This window comes from Ruegeria arenilitoris (assembly GCF_013030265.1).
Taxonomy (GTDB): domain Bacteria; phylum Pseudomonadota; class Alphaproteobacteria; order Rhodobacterales; family Rhodobacteraceae; genus Ruegeria; species Ruegeria arenilitoris_E.
The window spans coordinates 220650-241872 of the sequence record NZ_WPZQ01000006.1 but is presented as its reverse complement, the minus strand read 5'-3'; the positions used below and the strand labels follow the sequence as shown (position 1 = coordinate 241872).

The window sequence follows — 21223 nt, the reverse complement described above, 5'->3', positions numbered from 1 at the left end:
TGCTCCTGTCAGTCGGCGAAAAAGAACTCATCAGGGCGGTGGATACCGAAATGCGCCCCCGGTTCCCATGCCCACATTGCCTTTTCAGGCACGTTACGCAGGCGGTTCGAAACGACGATGGGTTGAGGGGCACCGTTCAGAATTCCGATTGCATAGAGCTGATTGGCGTGAATCTTGAGCATTTCGGACCAGACAGCCTCACGCTCTTCGTCGGTTGTGGCAACCTCCCAGTCATGGGCCAGAGCCATCAGGCGTTCCGCGTCGGGCATGTCAGGCGGCTCACCGGCTTCGCCGCCAGTCTGATAGTACTGACCCCATTTGGGCCAGGCCAGAAAGACCTGATCGGTCGGTGCAAGGTAAGCAGGCGAGGTATGGGCCTGTGGAATGCCATCATCCCAGCCGAACCAGACAGAGGCCATGGTGTTGCCGGAAAATACACGGTTGCGCAGGATGTCCCGATCCAGCGGACGCATGACCAGTTTGACACCTATGTCGCGCCAGTTGTCAGTCACGATCTGCAGGGCGTTCTCAACCTCTTGCCGCTCGCCCGCTGTTTCAATCACTAACTCCATAGGGCGGCCATCAGGCAGCAGGCGGATGCCATTGCCGTCACGTTGATCCAGCCCAGCCTCGTCCAGCAGGGCATTGGCCTGATCGATGTCATATTGCGCCCACGCCTGAGCGTTTTCTTCGTCATAGAAGGGGGAAGCCGGCAGCACCGACATCGCACCGGGGTGGGCCAGCTTGAAGTAGAGCGCCTGATTGATCGTCTTGCGATCGATGGCAAGCGACAGTGCACGGCGGACGCGTACATCCCTCAGCACTTCACGCCAGCCATCATCGGCAAAATTCAGGTTCGGATAAATCGCAATCTGCGAGGCCACTCCGGTCTTCCAAAGCAAAGTCTTGTAGTTGCCTTGTTCCTCGCCCTTTTTCAGGATCGAGGCGTCACGGAACGCCAGCCCGCGTCCTTGCAGATCGCTTTCACCCGCATTCGTCTTGGCTGCGACCAGACCCGGAGCCACGATCTCCATCTCGACAACATCGATATAGGGCAGTTGAACACCGTTTGTATCGACGCGGTGGTAGTATGGATTGCGCACAAAGTTGTGGCGGATTTTCTTGCCCGAGCTTGCATTCAGCCAAGGCTGCAAGGTGGGCAGTTGGTGATTGTCGAACTTGTAGAGGTTATCCAGTTTGTTGTGCAGCGCAGCCCAGCTTTTGACCCGCGCGTCGTCGACCTCAAACGCCAGTTTGTCGGGATCGGCGAATTTCTCGTGATACTGCTTCAGAAACTCGGCCGGACGATAGATGAAGGGTGGGCGGGCCTGGGCAAGCGATTGCAGAAAGTCCGGATTGGGATCTTCCCATTCGTAGACAATGGTTGTTTCATTCGGGAAGGAAACTGTTGGCAGCTTGTCTTCGACAATCAGGAAATCTGGCGGGCCGGAGGGGCTGAGCAGTTCGTTATTGGCGACATCTTCCCACCAATAACGGAAGTCTTCCGAGGAAAAGGGTGTTCCGTCGGACCACTTGTGCCCGTCGCGCAGATGTAGCGTGAATTTCCGGTTACCCTCGTTTTCATAGGATTCCAGAAGATCGGGAACTATTTTGTAGTTCTCGTCAAAACCAACCAGCCGGGCGTAGCCATAGACCACCATCTGCCGGATGTCTTTCGAACGGGTAACCATGGTGCGCAGGGTTCCGCCAGGCGTTCCGAACTCGCGCCCTTTGGCGGACAGATCGACGATCAGGGGTTCTTGAGGGATACGATCCTGAACCGGAGGAAGGTTTCCGTTTTCGACTTCAGACTTCCAGAATGCGCTTTCCTGAAGATCAGGGATGTTTCCTGCCGTGGCGGGCAGCATCCAGGACACGGCCAGAGATGTGGCCAGAAACAAATTTCGAGTGGTCTTAAACATGGCAACGTACCTTATGGCCGGGCTCCATCTCCACGAGTGAGGGTATCACGGAGTCGGAGAATCTAAAGGCGTCATCCCAACTGTCTGGCGCACCAGCGCCCAATGCAACCAGTTTCAGGTCGATCGGGCGATTGATGTCAGGCTCGGGCTGGGCGGCGATCAACGCCTTGGTGTATGGGTGGCGGGGGTTGTAAAACAGTGTTTCGGGAGGGGCCTGTTCGACGACGAGACCCTGCCGCATGACGGCAACTTCGTCGGCGATGCGCGCGACAACCGCCAAATCGTGAGAGATAAAGAAGTAGGACAGGTTCAGGCTGTCCTGCAGTTCTTCCAAAAGCGTAAGTATCTGTTCTTGAACGGATACATCCAGTGCGGAGGTCGGTTCGTCACAAACGATCAGCGACGGATCCAGCATCATGGCACGGGCGATCGACAGGCGCTGGCGCTGCCCGCCAGAAAAGGCGTGAGGGTAGCGTTTGAGCATATCGGAGTTCAGGCCGACACGCTTGAGCATTTCAGCTGCCTTGTCGCGCTGCTCGGAGGTTGTACCTATGCGATGGATTTCCAACGGTTCGGTCATCGCGTCCTGAATGCGCATTCTGGGGCTGAGCGAACTGTAGGGGTCTTGAAACACCATCTGTGCCTTGCGCTGAAACGCCGTACGTTCTGCGCGAGTCATGCGATGAACTTTGATCGTGTCATCATCGGGGCCGGGCCGAAACAGGACCTCTCCGCCCTCGTCGGGCAGTTCAGCGCCGAGGGCGATCCGGGCTGTGGTGGTCTTGCCGGATCCGCTTTCACCCACTACGGCCAGCGTTTTGCCGCGGGCCAGCTTCAGATCGACACCGCGACAGGCGAAGATCTGTTTATCCGACCGCCAGCCTTTGCTGGATCGCATCGTGTAGGTTTTGCAGACATCCTTCATCTCGAGGATCAGATCTTCCTCTGGCATCGGAATGCCGACGGCGTCCTGATCGGGGATTTCCGGTGCTGCGTCAAAGAGTTGGCGTGTGTATGGGTGGGCGGGATCGTTCAGGATCAGCTCGGCCGGTCCGGCCTCCATCACGCGACCCTTGTGCATGACAACGACCTGTTCGGCCATATTCGCAACTACGCCCAGATCGTGGGTCACAAGGATCAGGGCCATGCCCGTTTCCTGCTGCAGTTCCTTGATCAGCCCAAGAACCTGCGCCTGTGTGGTCACATCAAGTGCGGTCGTCGGTTCGTCGGCAATCAGCAGATCCGGTTTCGAGACCATCGCCATGGCAATCATCGCCCGCTGACGCATGCCGCCAGACAACTCGAACGGGTAGGAATCGTATGCGCGGGCAGGATCGGGAAAGCCGACCCGCTCGAACTGGGTCAGAACTTCTTTGCGCGCTTGCGCCTCGGACGCGTTGCGGTGCAGCCACAGAACTTCGCTGACCTGATTGCCGATCTTATGAAGCGGGGACAAAGAACGCATGGGTTCCTGAAAAATCATCGAGATTCGGTTGCCGCGGATATCGCGCATTTGCCGCTCGGTGATTTTGGTGAGTTCTGCCGTGCCCTTCGAATCGTTCAGCGTGATTGAGCCGCTGCGAATTTGCGCTGTTCGGGGCAGAATGCGGAGCGCAGCGCGGCAAGAGATGGTTTTTCCAGACCCGGATTCGCCAACCAATGCCAGAGTTTGCCCGGGTTCAACGTCAAAATTTACGTCTTTGACAACGGCTTCATCTGCGCCAAAGCCGATGCTCAGGTCGCGCACAGATAACAAGGCCGTCATGCGGAATCCCCGCCTGGTTGGCCGTGTATTGAGGTCGGCATTACAACTCCCTGTTTTTTTGTCACAGTTTCGCGCGCTTGGGACTCAATAGTCAAACCCCTTCTTGGGCTGAAATGTCGCGGAATTGTGAAACTGAGGGCAATGCACCTACACAAAGTGTTGAGTTTTTGTCATCTAGGGCACGCTCGGCACCATCCTGGCTGCCAACAGGTATCAAAGAGAGATTTTAACGTGTCCGACAATCAAAGCCGTCTGGATCTTTTCATCGACCGCATGGTGTCACAGCGTGCGTGTCTGGATTTTGCCATCGATCAGACAGCGGATCAGACAGGTCCTGTGTTCGAGCTTGGGCTGGGGAACGGTCGCACGTACCACCACATGATGCAGCGCATTCAAGGGCGTCCGATCTACGTTTTTGAAAGAGCAGTGGCCTCGCACCCGGATTCCACTCCGTCAGATGACCAGCTTATTCTGGGCGATGTGCGTGAAACCCTGCCAGCTTCGGTCGAGCGGTTTGGGGCCACAGCCAGCCTGATCCATGCGGACCTTGGTGGTCACAACCGGGAAAAGAACGATGTCTTTGCCCGTTTCGTCTCTCCCCTGATTGAACCATTGCTGGCCCCCGGTGGGCTGATGGTATCGAGTGACCGGATGTATTTTGAAGGTCTGTCAGAGCTTCCGCTGCCCGAAGGTGCGGTCGAAGGCCGGTGTTTCATCTATCGCCGCTAAATACTGGTGCCGCAGGGTCACATCAGGATGTGACTCGATCCGCTATGTGAATGCAGTCTAACCTTCGGGTGTTTGCCCGAGGAAGGACTGCGCCGATGTTATTCTACGATTGCTCAACCGCCCCCAATCCACGCCGCGCACGGATGTTCATTGCGGAAAAGGGTTTGGAGATCGAGACACGCGAGATTTCGATCGCCAAGGGCGAACAGTTGAGCGATGCGTTTCGCGCCGTGAATCCGCGCGCAACGATCCCCGCTTTGGTCACCGACGAGGGTAGCGTGTTGACCGAAAACCTTGGGATAGCGGCTTATCTCGAAGCGCGTTTTCCCGAACCGCCACTCATGGGACGAACCCCTGATGAAAAGGGTATGGTCCTGATGTGGAATTCGATTGTCGAGCAGCAGGGCGGTGCGCCTGTGGCCGACGCTTTGCGCAATACGCACCCTGCGTTCAAGGATCGGGCTATTCCGGGGACAGTGAACTACGAGCAGATTCCTGCGCTTGCACAGCGAGGGATTGCTCGGGTGGGCGCCTTCTTTGATCTGCTGGAAGAGCGGCTTCAGGACAGTCCGTTTGTCGCCGGAGAGGCGTTTTCGCTCGCCGATATCTCGACGTTTGTGTTTGTCGATTTCGCACGTGTGATCAAAATGCGAATTCCAGAGGGGAATACTGCCACTCTCGAATGGTTTGAAAAGGTTCAGGCCCGCCCCAGCGCCAGTCTTTGAAAATTGACCAGCAAATGGTGCAGTCATCATTTGCTTTGGACTGTACAGAAATGTCTAGACAGAAGTGAACAGTGCAACTAGCGTCTGCTGTGAATCATCCAGGGGAGGTCGGGATGAAATCTCAGTATCGCGTAGTAGTCATCGGTGGTGGCGTTGTTGGCGCCTCAGTTCTCTATCATCTGGCCAAGTTTGGCTGGTCGGACGTGGTGATGTTGGAACGCAGGCGTCTGGCATCGGGGTCTTCGTGGCACGCGGCCGGGGGTATTCATGCGCTGAATGCCGACCCGAACATGGCATCGCTGCAGGCCTATACGATTGATCTGCTGAGCGAGATCGAGAAAGAGTCGGGGCAGAACATCGGCTTGCATATGACCGGTGGTCTGACCCTTGCCGGCACGCCTGAGCGCTGGGAATGGCTGCAGGCCAACTATCGTATCTTCCAGTCCATCGGCATTGATGATTGTGAGTTGCTGTCACCTGAAGAGGCTCAGCGCCGATGCCCGATCATGTCAACTGATGGTGTGCTGGGTGCGATGTGGGCAGATCGTGAGGGGTATATCGATACGACCGGCACGGTTCAGGCCTATGCAACGGCGGCAAAGAAACGCGGCGCGGAGTATTTCGAGGAAACCAAGGTCGAGGAGCTGATCCAGACTGATGATGGCTGGCAGGTCGTGACCGACAAGGGCACGATCACCTGTGAACATGTGGTCAATGCGGCCGGGCTTTGGGCCAAGCAAGTGGGCCGTATGGCAGGCGTCGAACTGCCGGTTTCGCCGCTCAAACACCATTACCTGATTACTGACTCGGTCCCCGAAGTGGCTGCTGCTGATTTCGAGATGCCGATGACAGTCGATCTCGAAGGTTTCACCTATATGCGGCAGGACCAGAAGGGTGTTCTGGTCGGGATTTACGAGGTCGATCACGAACACTGGGCCATGGATGGCGCGCCGTGGAACTATGGTGAAGAGTTGTTTCAGGAACAGCTCGACAGGATCGAGAACGAGTTGACGCTGGGTTTTGAACGGTACCCGTCGATCCAGAATGTCGGCATCAAGACTTGGGTGAATGGCGCCTTTACCTTCTCACCAGACGGCAACCCACTGGTCGGTCCTGTGCCGGGCAAGCGGGGCTATTGGTCGGCCTGCGCTGTGATGGCGGGTTTCCTGCAGGGTGGCGGTGTCGGCAAGACATTGGCCGAGTGGATGATCCACGGAGAGCCCGAGGCGGATGCGTGGCCGATGGACGTGGCGCGCTATGGTGATTTTGCCCAGAACAAACGTTACATCCGCGAAACCACGGGTCAGTTCTATTCCCGCCGCTTCGTGATGACCTATCCGAACGAACAGCTTCCAGCGGGGCGCCCGCTAAAGATGGCCCCGGCGCATGATGCGATGGCCGAAGCGGGCTGTAAGTGGGGCGTGAGCTGGGATCTAGAAGTACCGCTCTATTTTGCACCGAAAGGGTTTGAGGAAACGCCCACGCTCAAGCGGTCAAACGCGCATGACATCGTAGCCGAAGAGTGCAGAGTAATCAGGGAAGGCGTCGGCCTGATGGATATCTCGGGCTTTTCCCGTTTCGAGGTCTCCGGGCCGAATGCAGAACTCTGGCTGGATAAGGTGATGGCCTCCAAGCTCCCCGCGCCGGGTCGTGCGAAACTGGCCCCGATGTTGGGTGAGAACGGGCGACTGAAGGGTGATCTGACGGTGCTGAACTGGGGCGACGGTACCTGGTGGATCATGGGCAGTTACTACCTGCGTGCCTGGCATATGCGCTGGTTTGACGATCATATGATAGATGGCGTCGAGATTCGGGATCTGGGCGAGGAATACTGCGGCTTTGCTGTTGTTGGGCCGAAATCGCAGGATGTGGTCGAAAAGCTGGCCGAGCAGGACATCTCGGGACTGAAGTTCATGGGATGTGGCGATTTCGATATCGGCCTTGTGCGGGCCAGAGTCGCGCGCATGTCGGTCACAGGCGAAAAGGGTTATGAGATCAACTGCCGTTACGGCGATCATATCAAGCTGCGCCGGATGCTGCTTGAGGCCGGAGCTGACCAAGGTATTCGCGAATGCGGCTTCAACGCGATGCTGTCAACGCGGCTGGAAAAGAGCTTTGGCATCTGGTCGGCGGAGTTCACGCAACTCTATACCCCCGGGATGACGGGGATGGATCGCTGGATCGACTGGGGCAAGGATTTTATCGGTAAAGATGCCGCCTTGGCAGAGCGTGATGGAAATGGTCCGGCACAGGTACAGGTGACGTTGGAAGTTGATGCGCTGGATGCGGATGCCAGCGGGTATGAACCCGTCTGGCAAGACGGTGAGCGTGTCGGGTTTGTGACGTCAGGCGGGTATGGGCACTACACGGGTAAGTCACTGGCCATGGCGCTGGTTGATCACGACAAGGCTGAACCGGGGACAGAGTTGTCGGTTCACGTTGTTGGTGTCGAAAGGCCTGCACGTGTGATTGCGCCATCCCCTTATGATCCGCAAGGCAAGGCGATGCGCGCATGACACGGCGCGGTCGCAGAGCACGAGCCGAAGCTGCGGAAACACCGCAGCGGCAGGTGGACTATCGCAATCTGCGCAATCCGTTCCCGCCCATGGCGGCTTTCACCGAGGATCGGATCGAAGCACTGCATCAGGCCTCACTGACCGTTCTGGAAGAGATCGGGATCAAGGTCTTGCTGCCTGAGGCGCGCAGGCTGTTTCAGCAGGGCGGCGCGCGCGTCGATGATGAGATGGTCTATATCGGCCGTGAAATGGTCGAGGCTGCGCTGTCAACCGCGCCACGTTCTATCGTCATGAAAGGGGCGGTGCCGGATCGGGACATCACGCTGGAACTGGGGCGACTGGTCTTTCAGCCGGGTGCCGGTGCACCACATGCGACCGACCTTGAACGCGGGCGGCGGCCGGGAACACTGAGCGATTTTCGCGAGATGGTTCAGATCACCCAAGCCTTCGATGTTCTGCACATGGTTCCGCCTTTGGTCGAGGCGCAGGACATTCCTATGCACCTGCGCCACTACGCGATGACCGAGGCAGAACTGACGCTGAGCGACAAGGTTCCATTCATCTATTCCCGCGGTACGCCTCAGGTGATGGACGGGTTCGAGATGGTGCGCAGTTTTCGCGGACTGACCGACGATGAATTCAACGCGCAACCCTGGTGTTACACGATTATCAACACAAACTCGCCGCGTGTGATTGACATGCCTATGGCCCAAGGTCTGATCGACTTCGCACGCGCAGGTCAAATGTCCATCGTGACACCGTTTACGCTGATGGGGGCGATGGCCCCGATCACCGTAGCAGGGGCTATGACGCTGAGCCACGCCGAGGCACTGGCGGCGATCACACTGACCCAGCTTGCCAAACCCGGCGCACCGGTTTGCTACGGGACCTTTACCAGCAATGTGGACATGAAATCCGGGGCACCTGCATTTGGGACGCCCGAGCATTTCACCGCTTCACTGGTTGCGGGCCAACTGGCCCGTCGGGTCGGGCTGCCTTGGCGTTGTGCCGGGGGCAGCGCGGCCAATATCAATGACGCGCAGGCCGCGAACGAGACACAGTTCGGCCTGTGGGGGTGCCTGATGGCAGGCGCCACGGTGGTCATCCATTCTGCAGGTTGGCTGGAAGGCGGGCTGACGGTTTCGTTTGAAAAGATCATCACTGATCTGGAAGTGTTGCAGATGGTGGCTGAGCTGTGTGCGGGTACTCCGGCAACGGATGCCGACATTGCGCTGGACGCATTGCGCGAGGTTCAACCATCGGGCCATTTCTTTGGTGCCGGGCACACGATGGAGCGGTATCAGACCCAGTTCTACGAGCCGTTGGTTGGGGACTGGTCCAATTTTGGTACCTGGAGCGAACGCGGCGCGATTGACGCCAATCACAGGGCCACAGGGATCTGGAAGAATATCGTTGAGAACTTCGACGCCCCGGCTCATGATGCGGATCGGTCAGAGGCGTTGCGTGCGTTCATTGCCCGTCGTACGGAAGAGGGCGGCGCACCGCCGGAAAGCTGATCGGGTTCAATATCATGACCACCAAACCTGTACTCCACCGTGACGATCCCGATGCCGAACCTCTGGTCGGCAACATCAAGGTGACACGTGACGACTGGCTGAATGTGGCCATGGATGTGCTGATTTCGGATGGGGTCGAGCAGGTCAAGGTGCTGAATCTGGCCGAGCGGATGGCGGTCTCGCGATCATCTTTTTACTGGTACTTCAAATCCCGGCAGGAATTACTGGACGCATTGCTGGCACGCTGGCAGGCCACGAATACGGCTGCGTTGATTGCGCAGACCGAGGCCCCGGCTCAAACGATCACGGCCGCCGTCTGCAATGTGCATCGCTGTGTCGTCAATACAGCGCTGTTTGACACCGCGCTGGATTTTGCGGTGCGGGATTGGGCCCGCAGGTCTGGCAAGGTGCGTCGGATGCTGGATCAGTCGGACGCAAAACGACTGCAAGCGTTGCACGCGATGTTTGCACGCTTTGGGTATTCGGCGGATGAGGCCGAGACGCGGGCGCGAGTTCTTTACTACATGCAGATCGGTTATGACCTCGCACAGTTGAACGAGCCGCTGGCCACGCGGTTGTCGCTGGTTCCGCACTATCTTTATGTTTTCACAGGGGTCGAGCCGCGACCGGAAGAGATCGAAGAATTCAGCGCCTATGCGCGACGTTTCTGGGAAGGGGATCCATCATGAGCCAGCCTGATGCAATCATCATCGGCACCGGCGTAATCGGTGCGGCCATCGCGTTCGAGATGTCCAAGGCAGGGTGGAAGACCCTGTCGCTGGATCGGAACACGCAAGTAGGCCACGGCTCAACCGCCGGGTCCTGCGCGATCATAAGAATGCACTATTCCACATTCGACGGGACTGCGTTCGCTTGGGAGGGTTATCACTATTGGCGCGACTGGGCCGAATATCTGGGACTGCCTGTGGAAACCAATCTGGCGCAGTTTCGCGAAACCGGATGTCTGGTCATGAAGACTGCAGCCAATGAATTTCTGGAAAAGCACAAGAAATACAGCGCTGAACTGGATTGTCCGTTCGAAGAGTGGGGGGCAGAGCAGATCAAAGATCGGCTGCCTGTCTACACATTGGACAGCTTTGCCCCGGCCAAACGCATGGATGATCCCGACTTTGGTCAACCCAACGGAGGGCATATGGAAGGCGCGGTCTATTGGCCTCAGGCAGGTTACGTGACTGACCCGGCGCTTTCAGCGCAGAACCTGATGGATGCTGCGAAACTGCACGGGGCTGGATTGCGAACCGGGGCTGAGGTCGTCGAAATACTGACCGCGGGGGGCCGTGTCTCCGGGGTTCGGCTGGCGTCAGGCGAAGAAATCCACGCAAAGGTAGTTATTAACGTTGCCGGTCCCGGTTCTGCAATCATCAACCGGATGGCAGGTGTTCTGGATGACATGACAATCGAAACCCGCCCCCTGCGGCAAGAGGTGGTACATGTTCCGGCCCCGGATGGGTTCGATTTCGAACAGGATGGCACGATCGTATCTGACAGCGATATCGCCTGCTATTGCCGTCCGGAACATGGCAATCACATTCTGATCGGATCGGAAGACCCGGAATGCGATCCCCACCAGTGGTGCGAGGATGACGTTAACTACAATCACGATTTCACGGATCAGTGGACGACGCAGGCAATGCGTTATGCCCAGCGCGTGCCTAGCCTTGGTATCCCGTCGAAAACCCGCGGGGTGGTTGATCTGTACGATGCGTCGACCGATTGGATTCCGATCTACGACAAGTCCAGCCTACCCGGATTTTACATGGCCTGCGGAACCAGCGGCAACCAATACAAGAATGCGCCGATTGCGGGCAAGATGATGACGTCCCTGATCGAGTACTGCGAGGGTGGGGCCGATCACGATGCTGATCCTCTGAAATTTGAGCTGCCTTATATCAAGCGCAGCATCAATGTGGGGTTCTATTCGCGCAAACGGCCGATCAACGAAGAAAGCAGTTTTTCCGTTTTGGGCTAGAGAGACAGAAAAAACGGACTAAGTCGCCTGTGGAGTGGTAAGAGGCCCAGCAAGGCATGACCGATAAACGTCCAAAAGTTCTGATACTTGGAAGCGCCCCTTCGGCGATGGCTGCGCGGGACTGGCCGCGTGGCCCGTTTTCGCATGTGCTTGCGATCAACAACGCCTGGCGGATTCGCGATGACTGGGACATTTTGGTTCATCCCGAAGATTTCCCAGTCGAAAACAGACCCAGGAGAACTGAGCGGTCTCAGAGAATTGTCAGCGCAAAAGAGTATGTCCCGGCGCAGAACAAGTATGGCGGCTTTGTCTATGCCGGTGGAACGATGGCGTTCACCGCAGGGTATTGGGCTCTGGCTGCTCTGAACCCGGCGGTCCTTGCCTATCTTGGATGTGACATGGTGTATCCCAAGTCGGGTAAATCTCATTTTTACGGGCGGGGCACTGCGGACCCCCTGCGCCCCGATGTGACTCTGCGATCGCTGGAGGCAAAATCAGCGCGGCTTGCCCTGATGGGCGCTGGGCAGGGATGCCATGTGGTCCGGTTGTCGTCTGGGCACAGCCGTTTGGCGTTTCCCAGCGTTTCAAAGGACGATCTGAGTGCTGCAGGTTTGCCCGATGCAACTGGAATGCAACGCGCGTTGAGCGCCGAAGCAAAGATCGATTACTCCGTTCCGTCAGGACGATATTGGGAAGTCGAACAGAGGTTCGACCCCAATGTAGTAGACAGGTTGGATCGGCTATGGCTGTCGACCTACAAAGCCTCGATTCCGGATCAGGCAGTCTGTTCTGTCTGATCCTGAACCATTTGCGAAACATTTTTGCGGGCCGTTTCTGCAGACTTGATCCGAACTGGACCATAGCCACGGATTTCGTCGGCACAGGCGAATATCTCCACCCATGTACCCGCATTCGCGTCAGTATAGCTTGTCATGAGTTGGTCCAGCAGATCCTGGTACCACGACAGTAGCTCTCGATGCAGTCTCGCCTCTTCATGGTAGCCGAAGGGATTGAATACGGTGCCGCGCAGGGGGCGGGCATTAGACAGAACTTTCAGAACGGGTTGCAGCCATGGACCAAAGACCTGTTTGAGTGGGCGACCGCGTTCATCTTTGCCACGGCTCAGAAGAGGGGGCGCCATGTGGAATTTTACCGAAAAGTCGCCTTCGAATTTCTCGGATAGCTCCTTGGTGAATTGGCCGTTTGTCATCAGGCGTGCCACTTCGAATTCGTCTTTGTAGGCCATAAAGCGGAACAGGTTTTTGGCAACGCTCTGCAGCAATTTCTCATCTGCATTGGGTAGCGCGCTTCGAAGCTCAGCGATCCGATCCTTGTACTTTTGGCTGTATTTTTCGTTCTGATAGTCACGCAGAAACTCGGCGCGACGTTCAATCATCTGATCCAGTGTTTCTTCGTTGGCGGTGGTATCGCCAAACCGGGTCAACTCGTCGGGCCGTGCAGCGATATTGCGCCCGATGGCAAAGGCCAGCCGGTTCTTTTCGATCGCAACACCGTTGAGTAATATGGCCTGACCCAGCGCGCTATGTGAAACCGGAACAAGCCCTTTTTGCCACGCATATCCCAACATGATGACGTTGGCGAAGACGGCATCGCCCAGCATGTTTTCAGCGGCGGCGTTGGCGTCAAATCCGGACAGGTTATCTGCCCCAACGACACGTTCGATGGCCTCCTCCCGCGCCTTCACGTCCAGCTGTGCATCGCGGCGCAGAACCAGATCGCCCGTCGGCATTTCTGCGCGGTTCAAAACCACCTGAGTCCCTTTGCGATAATGCGCCGAAGCTTTGGGTGCGGAACTGACCACAACGTCGCATCCAATCACCGCATCTGCGGTTCCCTGATCAATCCGGACCTGATTGAGCGCGTCGGGAGAACCTCCCAGACGGATATAGCTGAGGACGGTCCCAAACTTCTGCGCAAAGCCTGTGAAATCCAGTACCGATGCACCTTTCCCTTCGAGATGTGCGGCCATGGTGATCAAGGCCCCGACCGTGACAACGCCAGTGCCACCGACCCCGGTGACCAGCAGATCAAATGGCCGACCCAGTTCAGGCAGGTCGGGGTGCGGCAGGCCGCTTTCGAGCCTGCCCGGATCCAAATCGACCGCTTTCTTATGCCTTGTTGCACCCTCGACCGTGACAAAGCTGGGGCAGAAGCCGTTCAGGCAGGAAAAGTCCTTGTTGCAGGAGCTCAGATTGATTTTGCGTTTTCTGCCAAGCGGTGTTTCGCGCGGCTCGACGCTCAGACAGTTGGAGGCGACCGAGCAATCCCCGCATCCTTCGCAAACCAGATCGTTGATCCAGACAAAGCGTTTGGGATCCTCCATGGTTCCGCGCTTGCGTCTGCGGCGCTTTTCGGTGGCGCAGGTCTGTTCGTAGATCAGGACCGTTACACCGGGTATTTCCCGCATCTCGCGCTGCAGAGTATCCAACGCGCCCCTGTCATGGAACGTGGTCTGGGGCGGAAAGTCTGTGCCATGAAACTTGGAGATGTCATCCGAGACAATCGCTATTCGTTCGACGCCTTCGGCGCGGCAGGTTTGGGCGATAGCGGCAACGCTGACCGGGCCATCGACAGGTTGCCCGCCTGTCATGGCGACGGCATCATTGTAGAGGATCTTGTAGGTGATGTTTGCACCCGCTGCGACGGCTTGCCGGATCGCAAGAGAGCCCGAGTGATACCAGGTGCCTTCGCCCAGATTCTGAAAGATATGCTTGCCGCCGTTGAACTTGGAGGCGACCACATGCGGCACACCTTCGCCGCCCATCTGCGCGTAACCCACTGTCTGCCGATCCATCCAGCTGGCCATGACATGACACCCGATCCCGCTGGCCGCGGTTGAGCCTTCGGGCACTTTGGTCGAGGTGTTATGCGGGCAGCCCGAGCAGAAATAGGGCGTGCGTGTAGCGCCGGGCACATTGATGAGCTGTGGGGGTGTATCGGTTAGGGCTTTGGCTTTGGTGGGCAGGTTTTCTTCGGGGAAGAACCGATCCAGCCGAGCCGCCACAATAGGAGCCAGCATCAGCGGGCTCAGCTCACCCGTCCATGGGATCAGAGGCTCGCCATGACTATCGTATTTCCCGACCATCTTGTGCGGCTTGTCGCCGGGCCAGTCATAGAAGTACTCCTTGAACTGGCTCTCAATAATGCCGCGTTTTTCCTCGACAACCAGAACCTCGGCTTTTCCCTTCACAAAGCGTAGCGCGTTGCGCCGGGCCAGCGGCCAGACCATGCCGACCTTGTAGATATCGATGCCCAGACGGCGGCAGGCGGCTTCATCCAGACCCAGCAGGCGCAGGGCCTCCATCAGGTCCAGATGGCCTTTGCCGGTAGTGACAAATCCAAAACTGGCCTTGTCGATGTCATAGATGCGCCGGTCTATCGGGTTGGCTTCGGCGAAGGCGCGAACAGCGCGCAGTTTTTGCCGAATGCGGGTTTCGATCTCCGGAGAGGGCAAGTCGGCCGAACGTACATGCAACCCGCCTGCGGGCAGATCGATCTCGGGCAGGACAAAGTTTCGGTCAGGTTTCAATTCGACCGAACGCGCGCTTTCGACGGTTTCCGATATCGCCTTGAACCCGACCCACGTGCCGGAATAGCGGGAGAGCGCCAACCCATATTCGCCGAACTCGAGATATTCATCTACCGAGGCCGGGTTCAGGGTCGGCATGAACCACGCCATGAAGGCCACATCAGACTGATGCGGCATTGAGGAACTGACACAGCCGTGGTCGTCCCCGGCCACTACAAGCACACCGCCCTTGGGTGACGATCCATAGGCGTTTCCGTGCTTGAGCGCATCGCCAGACCGGTCCACGCCGGGGCCTTTGCCGTACCACATGGAAAAGATACCTTCGACCTCGCACTGTGGATCGAGGGTGGCTTGCTGTGCGCCCAGAACGGCGGTGGCCCCGAGATCTTCGTTCACTGCGGGCATGAATGTGATGCGCTCATCCTTCAGCCGCGCTTTCGAACGCCACAACTCCAAGTCCAGCCCGCCCAGAGGTGAGCCGCGATAGCCGGAGACAAAGCCTGCAGTGTTCAAGCCAGCCTCGCGATCCCGTCGGGCCTGATCCATCATGATTCTGGCCAGAGCTTGAGTGCCGGTGAGGAAGACCCGTCCGGTCGTCAGGTCATAACGGTCTTCAAGTTGGTATGTTCGGGGGGCGGGGTCATGATGGCTCATTGCTCAGTTCCATGGGGCTGCCTTTGGAATTGAGGAAGATTAAACCGGTTCAGGTGGAAATTTATGCCTGATTGGTCGGAGTATTGTACGTGAAGTGAAAATATTGTTCAATTTTGCCATGATTTACGGAAAGTGTGGCCAAATCTATGTTGCTAGATGAACGAGACCGTCGAATTCTAACGATGTTGCAGAAGGACAGCCGCATCTCGAATGCTGATCTGGCCGAAGCCGTTGGTATGTCGGCATCGGCATTGTGGCGCCGGGTTCGCAGCCTGGAAGAGGCAGGGATCATCGAGCGCTATGGTGCTGTCGTGAACCCAACCGCGATGGGGCTGAGCTTTGAAGCTATCGTGCATGTTCACCTGACGCGGCATGACCCCGAGAAGATTGTCGAGTTCATTCGTGCCATCGAAATCAGCCGGGAAGTGCAGGACTGCTACGCAACAACAGGGCAGGCGGACTACCACCTGCGCGTATTGTGCGCTGATCTGGCCGCATACAATTCCTTCCTTGAGGATTTCCTGTTCCGCCTGCCTGCTGTTGCCAGCGCGCAGACGAATGTGGTTTTGCGACCGATCAAGCGGAACCGTCCTGTTGAATTCTGAGATCAGGCCACGAATTTCACCCATGCCCAGGCCATGGCGATATAGGTCAGATTGTGCATGCACTGATCCAGCCCGGCCGCACGCCAGAACGCAGCCTGATCAGGCTGCAGCTTTTTCTTGTCTGAATAGCTGGCTTTGAAAAAGTCGATGTTGAAATGAACAATCCACTCTAGTGCGGCGATGATCAGGATGAACTGAAGTGGCGCGCCAATAACCAGAAAAACAAGAACAGACCCAACAACATGCACTGCGGCATGCTGGGCGCGTCCAACGTGAAAATATTCCCCTCGCCCAGAGAGCATCTTGGGCGTTTGCAAGTAAAAGTCGGCAAACATGTGCTTGATCTGCAATAGGCAGAGCAAAAGCAACACCGTGCCAAGAGTAGCAGGCAAAAGTACCTCCCGATATCGTCCTGGATGTAGAGACTAGGCACTAAAATCGTGTCGCGCAAATGAACTAGTTCACACAAGCTAAATAAAAGTGAAAAAATAGGAAACTATTTGCCTAGCCTGATGCCGATGCAGTAAATTCCCAGTGCTAGGTCTGGGTAAAGATCGCCATATTTGGATAACGGTTCAGTTGCAGGGGCAGGTGCCATAGAACGCACAATCTTCCGTTTCATCTGGAAATACTCAAAACGCGATCAGCTGATCCTGCTGGCCGTGACGGCGACGCTGTTTCCGCTGTTGTATCTGACGTTGGAGTTGCCAAAACGCATCATCAACGACGCGATCGGCGCAACCAGTTCGATCGTCAATGTCTGGGGCTACAGTCTTGAGCAAACCACCTTTCTGGTGATTCTGTGTTTTGCCTTTCTTGCTGCTGTTCTTGCGCATGGTCTGATGAAAATGCGGATCAACACCATGAAAGGTGTGCTGAGCGAACGTATGCTGCGCAGGTTCCGCTATCAGCTGATCAGCCGGGCTCTGCGATTCCCGCAGCCGTATTTCGAACGCGTCAGTCAGGGTGAACTGGTCTCGATGGTCACCGCCGAAAGCGAGCCGATGGGCGGCCTGATGGGGGATGCCATCAGTCAGCCGGTTCTGCAGGCCGGGCAGATGCTGACGATCCTGTCCTTTTTGTTCCTTCAAAGCGTTTGGTTCGGGCTTGCCGCAATTGCGCTGATCCCGTTGCAGGCCTGGCTGATCCCGCGCCTGCAGCGCCAGATCAATCTGCTGAACAAGAAACGCATTCAGGAAGTGCGCGTGCTGGCCGCGCAGATCGGCGAAAACGCGGCCGGGGCCTCGACGTTGCGGGCAAATGGTGGCTGGCGCTATCGGCGCGCGATGATCTCGGATCAGTTAGGCCGCCTGTTTGGCATTCGGTTCGAGATCTACCAAAAGAAGTTCTTTATGAAGTTCATAAACAACTTCATCTCGCAGCTGACGCCGTTCATGTTCTATCTGATTGGTGGACTTCTGGTTTTGCAGGGATCGGTTTCGCTGGGCGCGCTGGTGGCGGCGCTTGCAGCCTATAAGGATCTGAGCTCACCCTGGAAAGAGCTGCTGACATACTACAACCAGACACAGGACATGTCGCTGCGCTGGGAAGTTGTCATCGAACGCTTTGCACCGGATGGTATGCTGGATGAAAAGCTGTTCGAAGGAGAGCCGACTGAGCGGCCAAGACTGAACGGCGACATCGTGCTGGATCACGTTTCGGTTCGCGATATGGACGGAAATCAGGTTCTGGATGACCTGGATCTCACATTCCCCTCGGGCAAAACAATCGGTATCGCGGCCCCCAGCGAAGAAGATCGCCGTGCCCTGGCGGAAACGCTGACGCGTGAGATATTGCCAAGTTCCGGTAAGGTAGGGATTGGCGGGGTAAACCTGTCTGATCTGCATCAGGGCGTTGTTGCGGCAAGGATCGGGCACGCCACCTCGCGCCCGGTGATGTTTCAGGGAACTGTGGGCGATAACGTCATGATGCCGATGCGGTTCAAGCCGCTCTCGGATCAAGCCAACGATCCCGATTTTCACGAGACATTGCGTGCAGGAAACAGCAGCGATCCTTTCCGGACCGAATGGTTGGATCCGTCACTAGCCGGGTTTGAGAACCCCTATCTGCTGCGCAACTGGTGGCTGCAACTGATCGACGGCATGGGATCAGGCGCGACCCTGTTCCAGCGCGGCAGTGAACAGGTCTTTGACGCCGCCGAGCATCCTGAACTTGCGGCCAAGCTTGTTGAACTGCGCCCGCTGGTGCAGGTGGCCGTTCGTCGGGAGGGGTTGGAGCAACAGGCACTGGTCTTTGACCGGGCGACATATAATCCTGCATTGCCGGTGGTCGAAAACCTGTTGTTTGCCACACCACGGGTTCCGGTCACGCAAAAGTTGCTGTCAGAGCAAACGATTTTCCTGGGTCAGTTGCGGGAACTGGGCCTGGATGAAACCCTGATCAGCTTGACGCGTGACGTGATCGAGATGTTGCGCCAGATCTTTGGTTTGGATGGCACCGACCATCCGCTTTTCCGCAAACTGGGGCTTGAGGCTTCGACCTATGAGGCCGCTGTTGAGTTGGTCGAAAAGACGCGCAAAGACGGCGCTGTTGGTCTGGATGATGAGCAGCTTGCCAGTATGCTGGCTGTGCCTTTTGTCATTTCGGCCGAACAGATCGGTCCTGCCTTCAGTGAAGAACTAAAAAGCCGCATTCTGGAGTTGCGACACAGCCATTCAGCTGAGCTGATGGAACGGTTGTATGATGTGTTCGTCCCGCTGGATCCATCAGAATTCGCACCCGGTCTGACCGTCATGGAAAACGCCCTGTTCGGTAAGGTCAGCCAGATCGGCGGCGCGCGTTCGGACGAAGCACGCAAAGTAATTGTGGATGTTCTGGCTGAAAACGGAGCCCGGTCTCTGGTGGTCGAGCTGATTTATGACGTGCCTGTTGCGCTGGGTGGGCAGAACCTTCCGGCAGCGTTGGCTGAGCCGCTGGCCTTTACACGGGCCACGATCAAGAAGCCCGACATTTTGATCCTCGAAAATGCGCTGGCCAGCTATGACATGGACACGCAGATCGCGGTGTACAAAAACCTTCGGGAACTTCTGCCTGAAACCACCGTCATCTACCTGAACGATCAGTTTGAAGAGCCAGATGTCTTCGACATGTTCGTTGAGATCCGACAGGGCCGGGTCGTTTCTGATCAGGGACCGGCAGATGTTGAGGGCGATGGCGCGGCGTCGGCAGACCTGGCGCGCAAACTACGGGCACTGGAGCAGACGCCACTCTTTTCTGGCCTGGATCGCCGGCAGCTACGCCTGCTGGCCTTTGGTGCGCGCTGGTTTGAGGCCAAAGCTGGTGAGGTTGTGTTCCTGAAAGACGACCAGCCAACCGATGGCGCGTATATGATCCTTGAGGGCGAGGCGGGCTTGTATCTGCCGCAGGATTCCGACCCGGATCAGTTGATCACGCGCGTGGGTGGCGGAACGCTGGTGGGCGAGCTTGGATTGATCCGCAAAGAACCTCGCGCGCTGAGCATGGTTGCCGAAACGGATCTGGTCTGCCTGCGCATCGGTGAAGAAGAATTCCTGGCCGTTGTCGAGAATGATGCGGCCACGGCGTTCAAGCTGTTGCAGGTTGTTGCGGGATACGTTGCGAGCTAGTGCAACTTAGCCATCCGCCTTGCAGAACTGGGAATAGAGCAGCTCAATGACCTGTGCTGTGTTGCCATCACTCAGCGAGTAATAGATCGTCTTGCCTTCGCGTCGGGTTGTCACAAGGCCTTCTTCACGCAGCCGTGCCAGCATCTGACTGACCGCGGCCTGACGCAGTTCCAGCAACGCCTCCAGCTCTCCGACGGATCGTTCACCCGCACCCAGATGACACAGGATCATCAGGCGACCTTCGTGTGCAAGCGTCTTGAGAAACGCGGCGGCCTTCGCTGCGCTTTCCTTCATGTTTGCCGGTGTTTCGGGCGGCAGGTTTTGCGGTTCGATATCTTGAATTGTCACGGAAGTGCCGGTCTGGGGGTTTGGGGTTGGCGCAATATGCCCCAACCCAAGCTAATTTGTCACCCCTCTGTCGCGGGAGCACCACCCTGAAAGGCGTTGCCGTTGACATAGTCGCAGGGTTCTTCCTGCATCTGCAGGTGCAAGCCATCGCCAGAATAGGGATGCGCGCGGGCCAGATCTTCGTCCACCTCAATTCCCAGACCCGGCGTTGTCGGCGGAGTGACGAAGCCGTTTTCAACGCGGATCGAGCCTTTGATCAACTGATCGTGGAATGGGGTCTCAATGGTTTCGAGTAGCAGCAGGTTCGGAATCGAAGCCGCCAAATGGATGTTTGCTGCCCATTCCACCGGACCCGCATAGAGGTGCGGTGCCATTTGCGCATTGAATACCTCTGCAATGGCGGCAACTTTCTTCATTTCCCATATCCCGCCTGCACGCCCCAGCGCCGGTTGCAGGATTTCCGCTGCACCTGCACGCAAGACCGCACCAAACTCGGCTTTTGTGGTCATGCGTTCGCCGGTTGCGACCGGAATGCGGACGTTGCGTGCCACACGCGCCATGTCCTCGATCATGTCCGGCGGTGTCGGCTCCTCGAACCAAAGTGGAGAGTAGGGTTCCAGTGCTTGTCCAAGACGGATCGCACCCGCGGTGTTGAACTGACCATGAGTGCCGAACAGCAGGTCGGCTTTGTTGCCGACTGCTTCTCGGATCGCTTTACAGAATGCCACGGACATCGAGATGTCGGACATGGCCGGCATATGCCCGCCGCGCAAGGTGTAAGGGCCTGCCGGGTCGAACTTGACGGCCGTAAAGCCGCGCCGAACCATTTCAGCGGCGCATTCCCCGGCCTGCTCGGGAGAGGTCCAGAAATCCGTCAGATTATGTTGCGGCAGCGGATAGAGGTAAGTGTAGGCGCGAATGCGTTCATTCATCTTGCCGCCGAGCAGAGCATAGACTGGGCGGTCGCGATCTTTACCCAGGATATCCCAGCACGCGATTTCCAGCCCCGAGAATGCGCCCATGACGGTTAGGTCGGGTCTTTGGGTAAAGCCACTGGAATAGGCGCGCCGGAACATCAGTTCGATGTTTTCGGGGTTTTCGCCTGCCATGTGCCGTTCGAACACGTCCCGAATGACGTGCTCCATTGCCTTTGGCCCGACAGAGGAAGCATAGCATTCCCCCCAACCCGTGATGCCGGTATCGGTGGTGACTTTCACCAGTATCCAATACCGGCCACCCCAGCCCGGTGGGGGCGGCGCGGTGACGATGATATCAAGATCCTGCAGTTTCATCGGGT

15 protein-coding genes are annotated in these 21223 nt (G+C 57.2%); 9 read left to right on the top strand and 6 right to left on the bottom strand.

Features of this window, described 5'->3' with window-relative positions; genetic code table 11:
• Positions 1–8: 8 nt before the first annotated feature.
• Together GOX61_RS12710 and GOX61_RS12705 are read right to left on the bottom strand one after the other, a co-directional pair.
• Positions 9–1922 carry an ABC transporter substrate-binding protein gene (locus tag GOX61_RS12710; RefSeq protein ID WP_170334206.1) on the bottom strand — a complete coding sequence of 638 codons (1914 nt, stop codon included), beginning with the start codon at positions 1920–1922 and terminating at the stop codon, positions 9–11.
• Positions 1915–3687 (bottom strand): ABC transporter ATP-binding protein, encoded by a 1773-nt coding sequence (locus GOX61_RS12705; RefSeq protein WP_170334204.1) that lies wholly within the window; start codon positions 3685–3687, stop codon positions 1915–1917. Before GOX61_RS12705 ends, GOX61_RS12710 begins: the two co-directional genes overlap by 8 nt.
• Before the next feature lie 231 nt (positions 3688–3918).
• Here GOX61_RS12705 and GOX61_RS12700 point away from each other — a divergent pair, with 231 nt between their 5' ends.
• The 7 genes from GOX61_RS12700 to GOX61_RS12670 all read left to right on the top strand — a co-directional run bounded on the left by GOX61_RS12700 (position 3919) and on the right by GOX61_RS12670 (position 11961).
• Positions 3919–4416, top strand: a complete 498-nt coding sequence (locus GOX61_RS12700; protein WP_367646964.1) for a class I SAM-dependent methyltransferase — start codon at positions 3919–3921, stop codon at positions 4414–4416.
• A gap of 95 nt (positions 4417–4511) precedes the next feature.
• On the top strand, positions 4512–5141 hold the full coding sequence (locus GOX61_RS12695) for a glutathione S-transferase family protein (protein ID WP_170334200.1): 630 nt from the start codon (positions 4512–4514) through the stop codon (positions 5139–5141).
• Between the two features lie 113 nt (positions 5142–5254).
• Entirely contained in the window at positions 5255–7657 is a 2403-nt protein-coding gene (locus tag GOX61_RS12690; protein ID WP_170334198.1) for a GcvT family protein, read from the top strand.
• Entirely contained in the window at positions 7654–9174 is a 1521-nt protein-coding gene (locus tag GOX61_RS12685; RefSeq protein WP_170334196.1) for a trimethylamine methyltransferase family protein, read from the top strand. Before GOX61_RS12690 ends, GOX61_RS12685 begins: the two co-directional genes overlap by 4 nt.
• 14 nt (positions 9175–9188) lie before the next feature.
• Positions 9189–9863 (top strand): TetR/AcrR family transcriptional regulator, encoded by a 675-nt coding sequence (locus tag GOX61_RS12680; RefSeq protein ID WP_170334194.1) that lies wholly within the window; start codon positions 9189–9191, stop codon positions 9861–9863.
• Positions 9860–11164: an NAD(P)/FAD-dependent oxidoreductase gene (locus GOX61_RS12675; protein WP_170334192.1), complete on the top strand. Its 1305-nt coding sequence runs from the start codon at positions 9860–9862 to the stop codon at positions 11162–11164. Before GOX61_RS12680 ends, GOX61_RS12675 begins: the two co-directional genes overlap by 4 nt.
• Positions 11165–11220: 56 nt before the next feature.
• Positions 11221–11961 carry a hypothetical protein gene (locus GOX61_RS12670; protein ID WP_170334190.1) on the top strand — a complete coding sequence of 247 codons (741 nt, stop codon included), beginning with the start codon at positions 11221–11223 and terminating at the stop codon, positions 11959–11961.
• Here the strand turns inward: GOX61_RS12670 and GOX61_RS12665 are convergent.
• On the bottom strand, positions 11940–15368 hold the full coding sequence (locus GOX61_RS12665; protein WP_170334187.1) for an indolepyruvate ferredoxin oxidoreductase family protein: 3429 nt from the start codon (positions 15366–15368) through the stop codon (positions 11940–11942). The two genes, GOX61_RS12670 and GOX61_RS12665, sit on opposite strands and share 22 nt — an antisense overlap.
• 146 nt (positions 15369–15514) lie before the next feature.
• Between GOX61_RS12665 and GOX61_RS12660 the strand changes: the two genes are divergently transcribed.
• Positions 15515–15973, top strand: a complete 459-nt coding sequence (locus tag GOX61_RS12660) for an Lrp/AsnC family transcriptional regulator (protein WP_170334185.1) — start codon at positions 15515–15517, stop codon at positions 15971–15973.
• 2 nt (positions 15974–15975) lie between these two features.
• Here GOX61_RS12660 and GOX61_RS12655 read toward each other — a convergent pair whose 3' ends face one another.
• Complete coding sequence (locus tag GOX61_RS12655; RefSeq protein WP_155148899.1) at positions 15976–16365, bottom strand: DUF3307 domain-containing protein; 390 nt, start codon at positions 16363–16365, stop codon at positions 15976–15978.
• 171 nt (positions 16366–16536) lie between these two features.
• Between GOX61_RS12655 and GOX61_RS12650 the strand changes: the two genes are divergently transcribed.
• Positions 16537–19578, top strand: coding sequence for an ABC transporter transmembrane domain-containing protein (locus tag GOX61_RS12650; RefSeq protein WP_170334183.1), 3042 nt, complete (start codon positions 16537–16539; stop codon positions 19576–19578).
• A gap of 6 nt (positions 19579–19584) precedes the next feature.
• On the opposite strand, the gene GOX61_RS12645 is transcribed toward GOX61_RS12650, so the two are convergent.
• Both GOX61_RS12645 and GOX61_RS12640 read right to left on the bottom strand, forming a co-directional pair.
• Entirely contained in the window at positions 19585–19872 is a 288-nt protein-coding gene (locus GOX61_RS12645) for an ArsR/SmtB family transcription factor (RefSeq protein ID WP_155149177.1), read from the bottom strand.
• A 113-nt stretch (positions 19873–19985) separates the two neighbouring features.
• Positions 19986–21218, bottom strand: a complete 1233-nt coding sequence (locus GOX61_RS12640; RefSeq protein ID WP_170334181.1) for a mandelate racemase/muconate lactonizing enzyme family protein — start codon at positions 21216–21218, stop codon at positions 19986–19988.
• Positions 21219–21223: the final 5 nt, after the last annotated feature.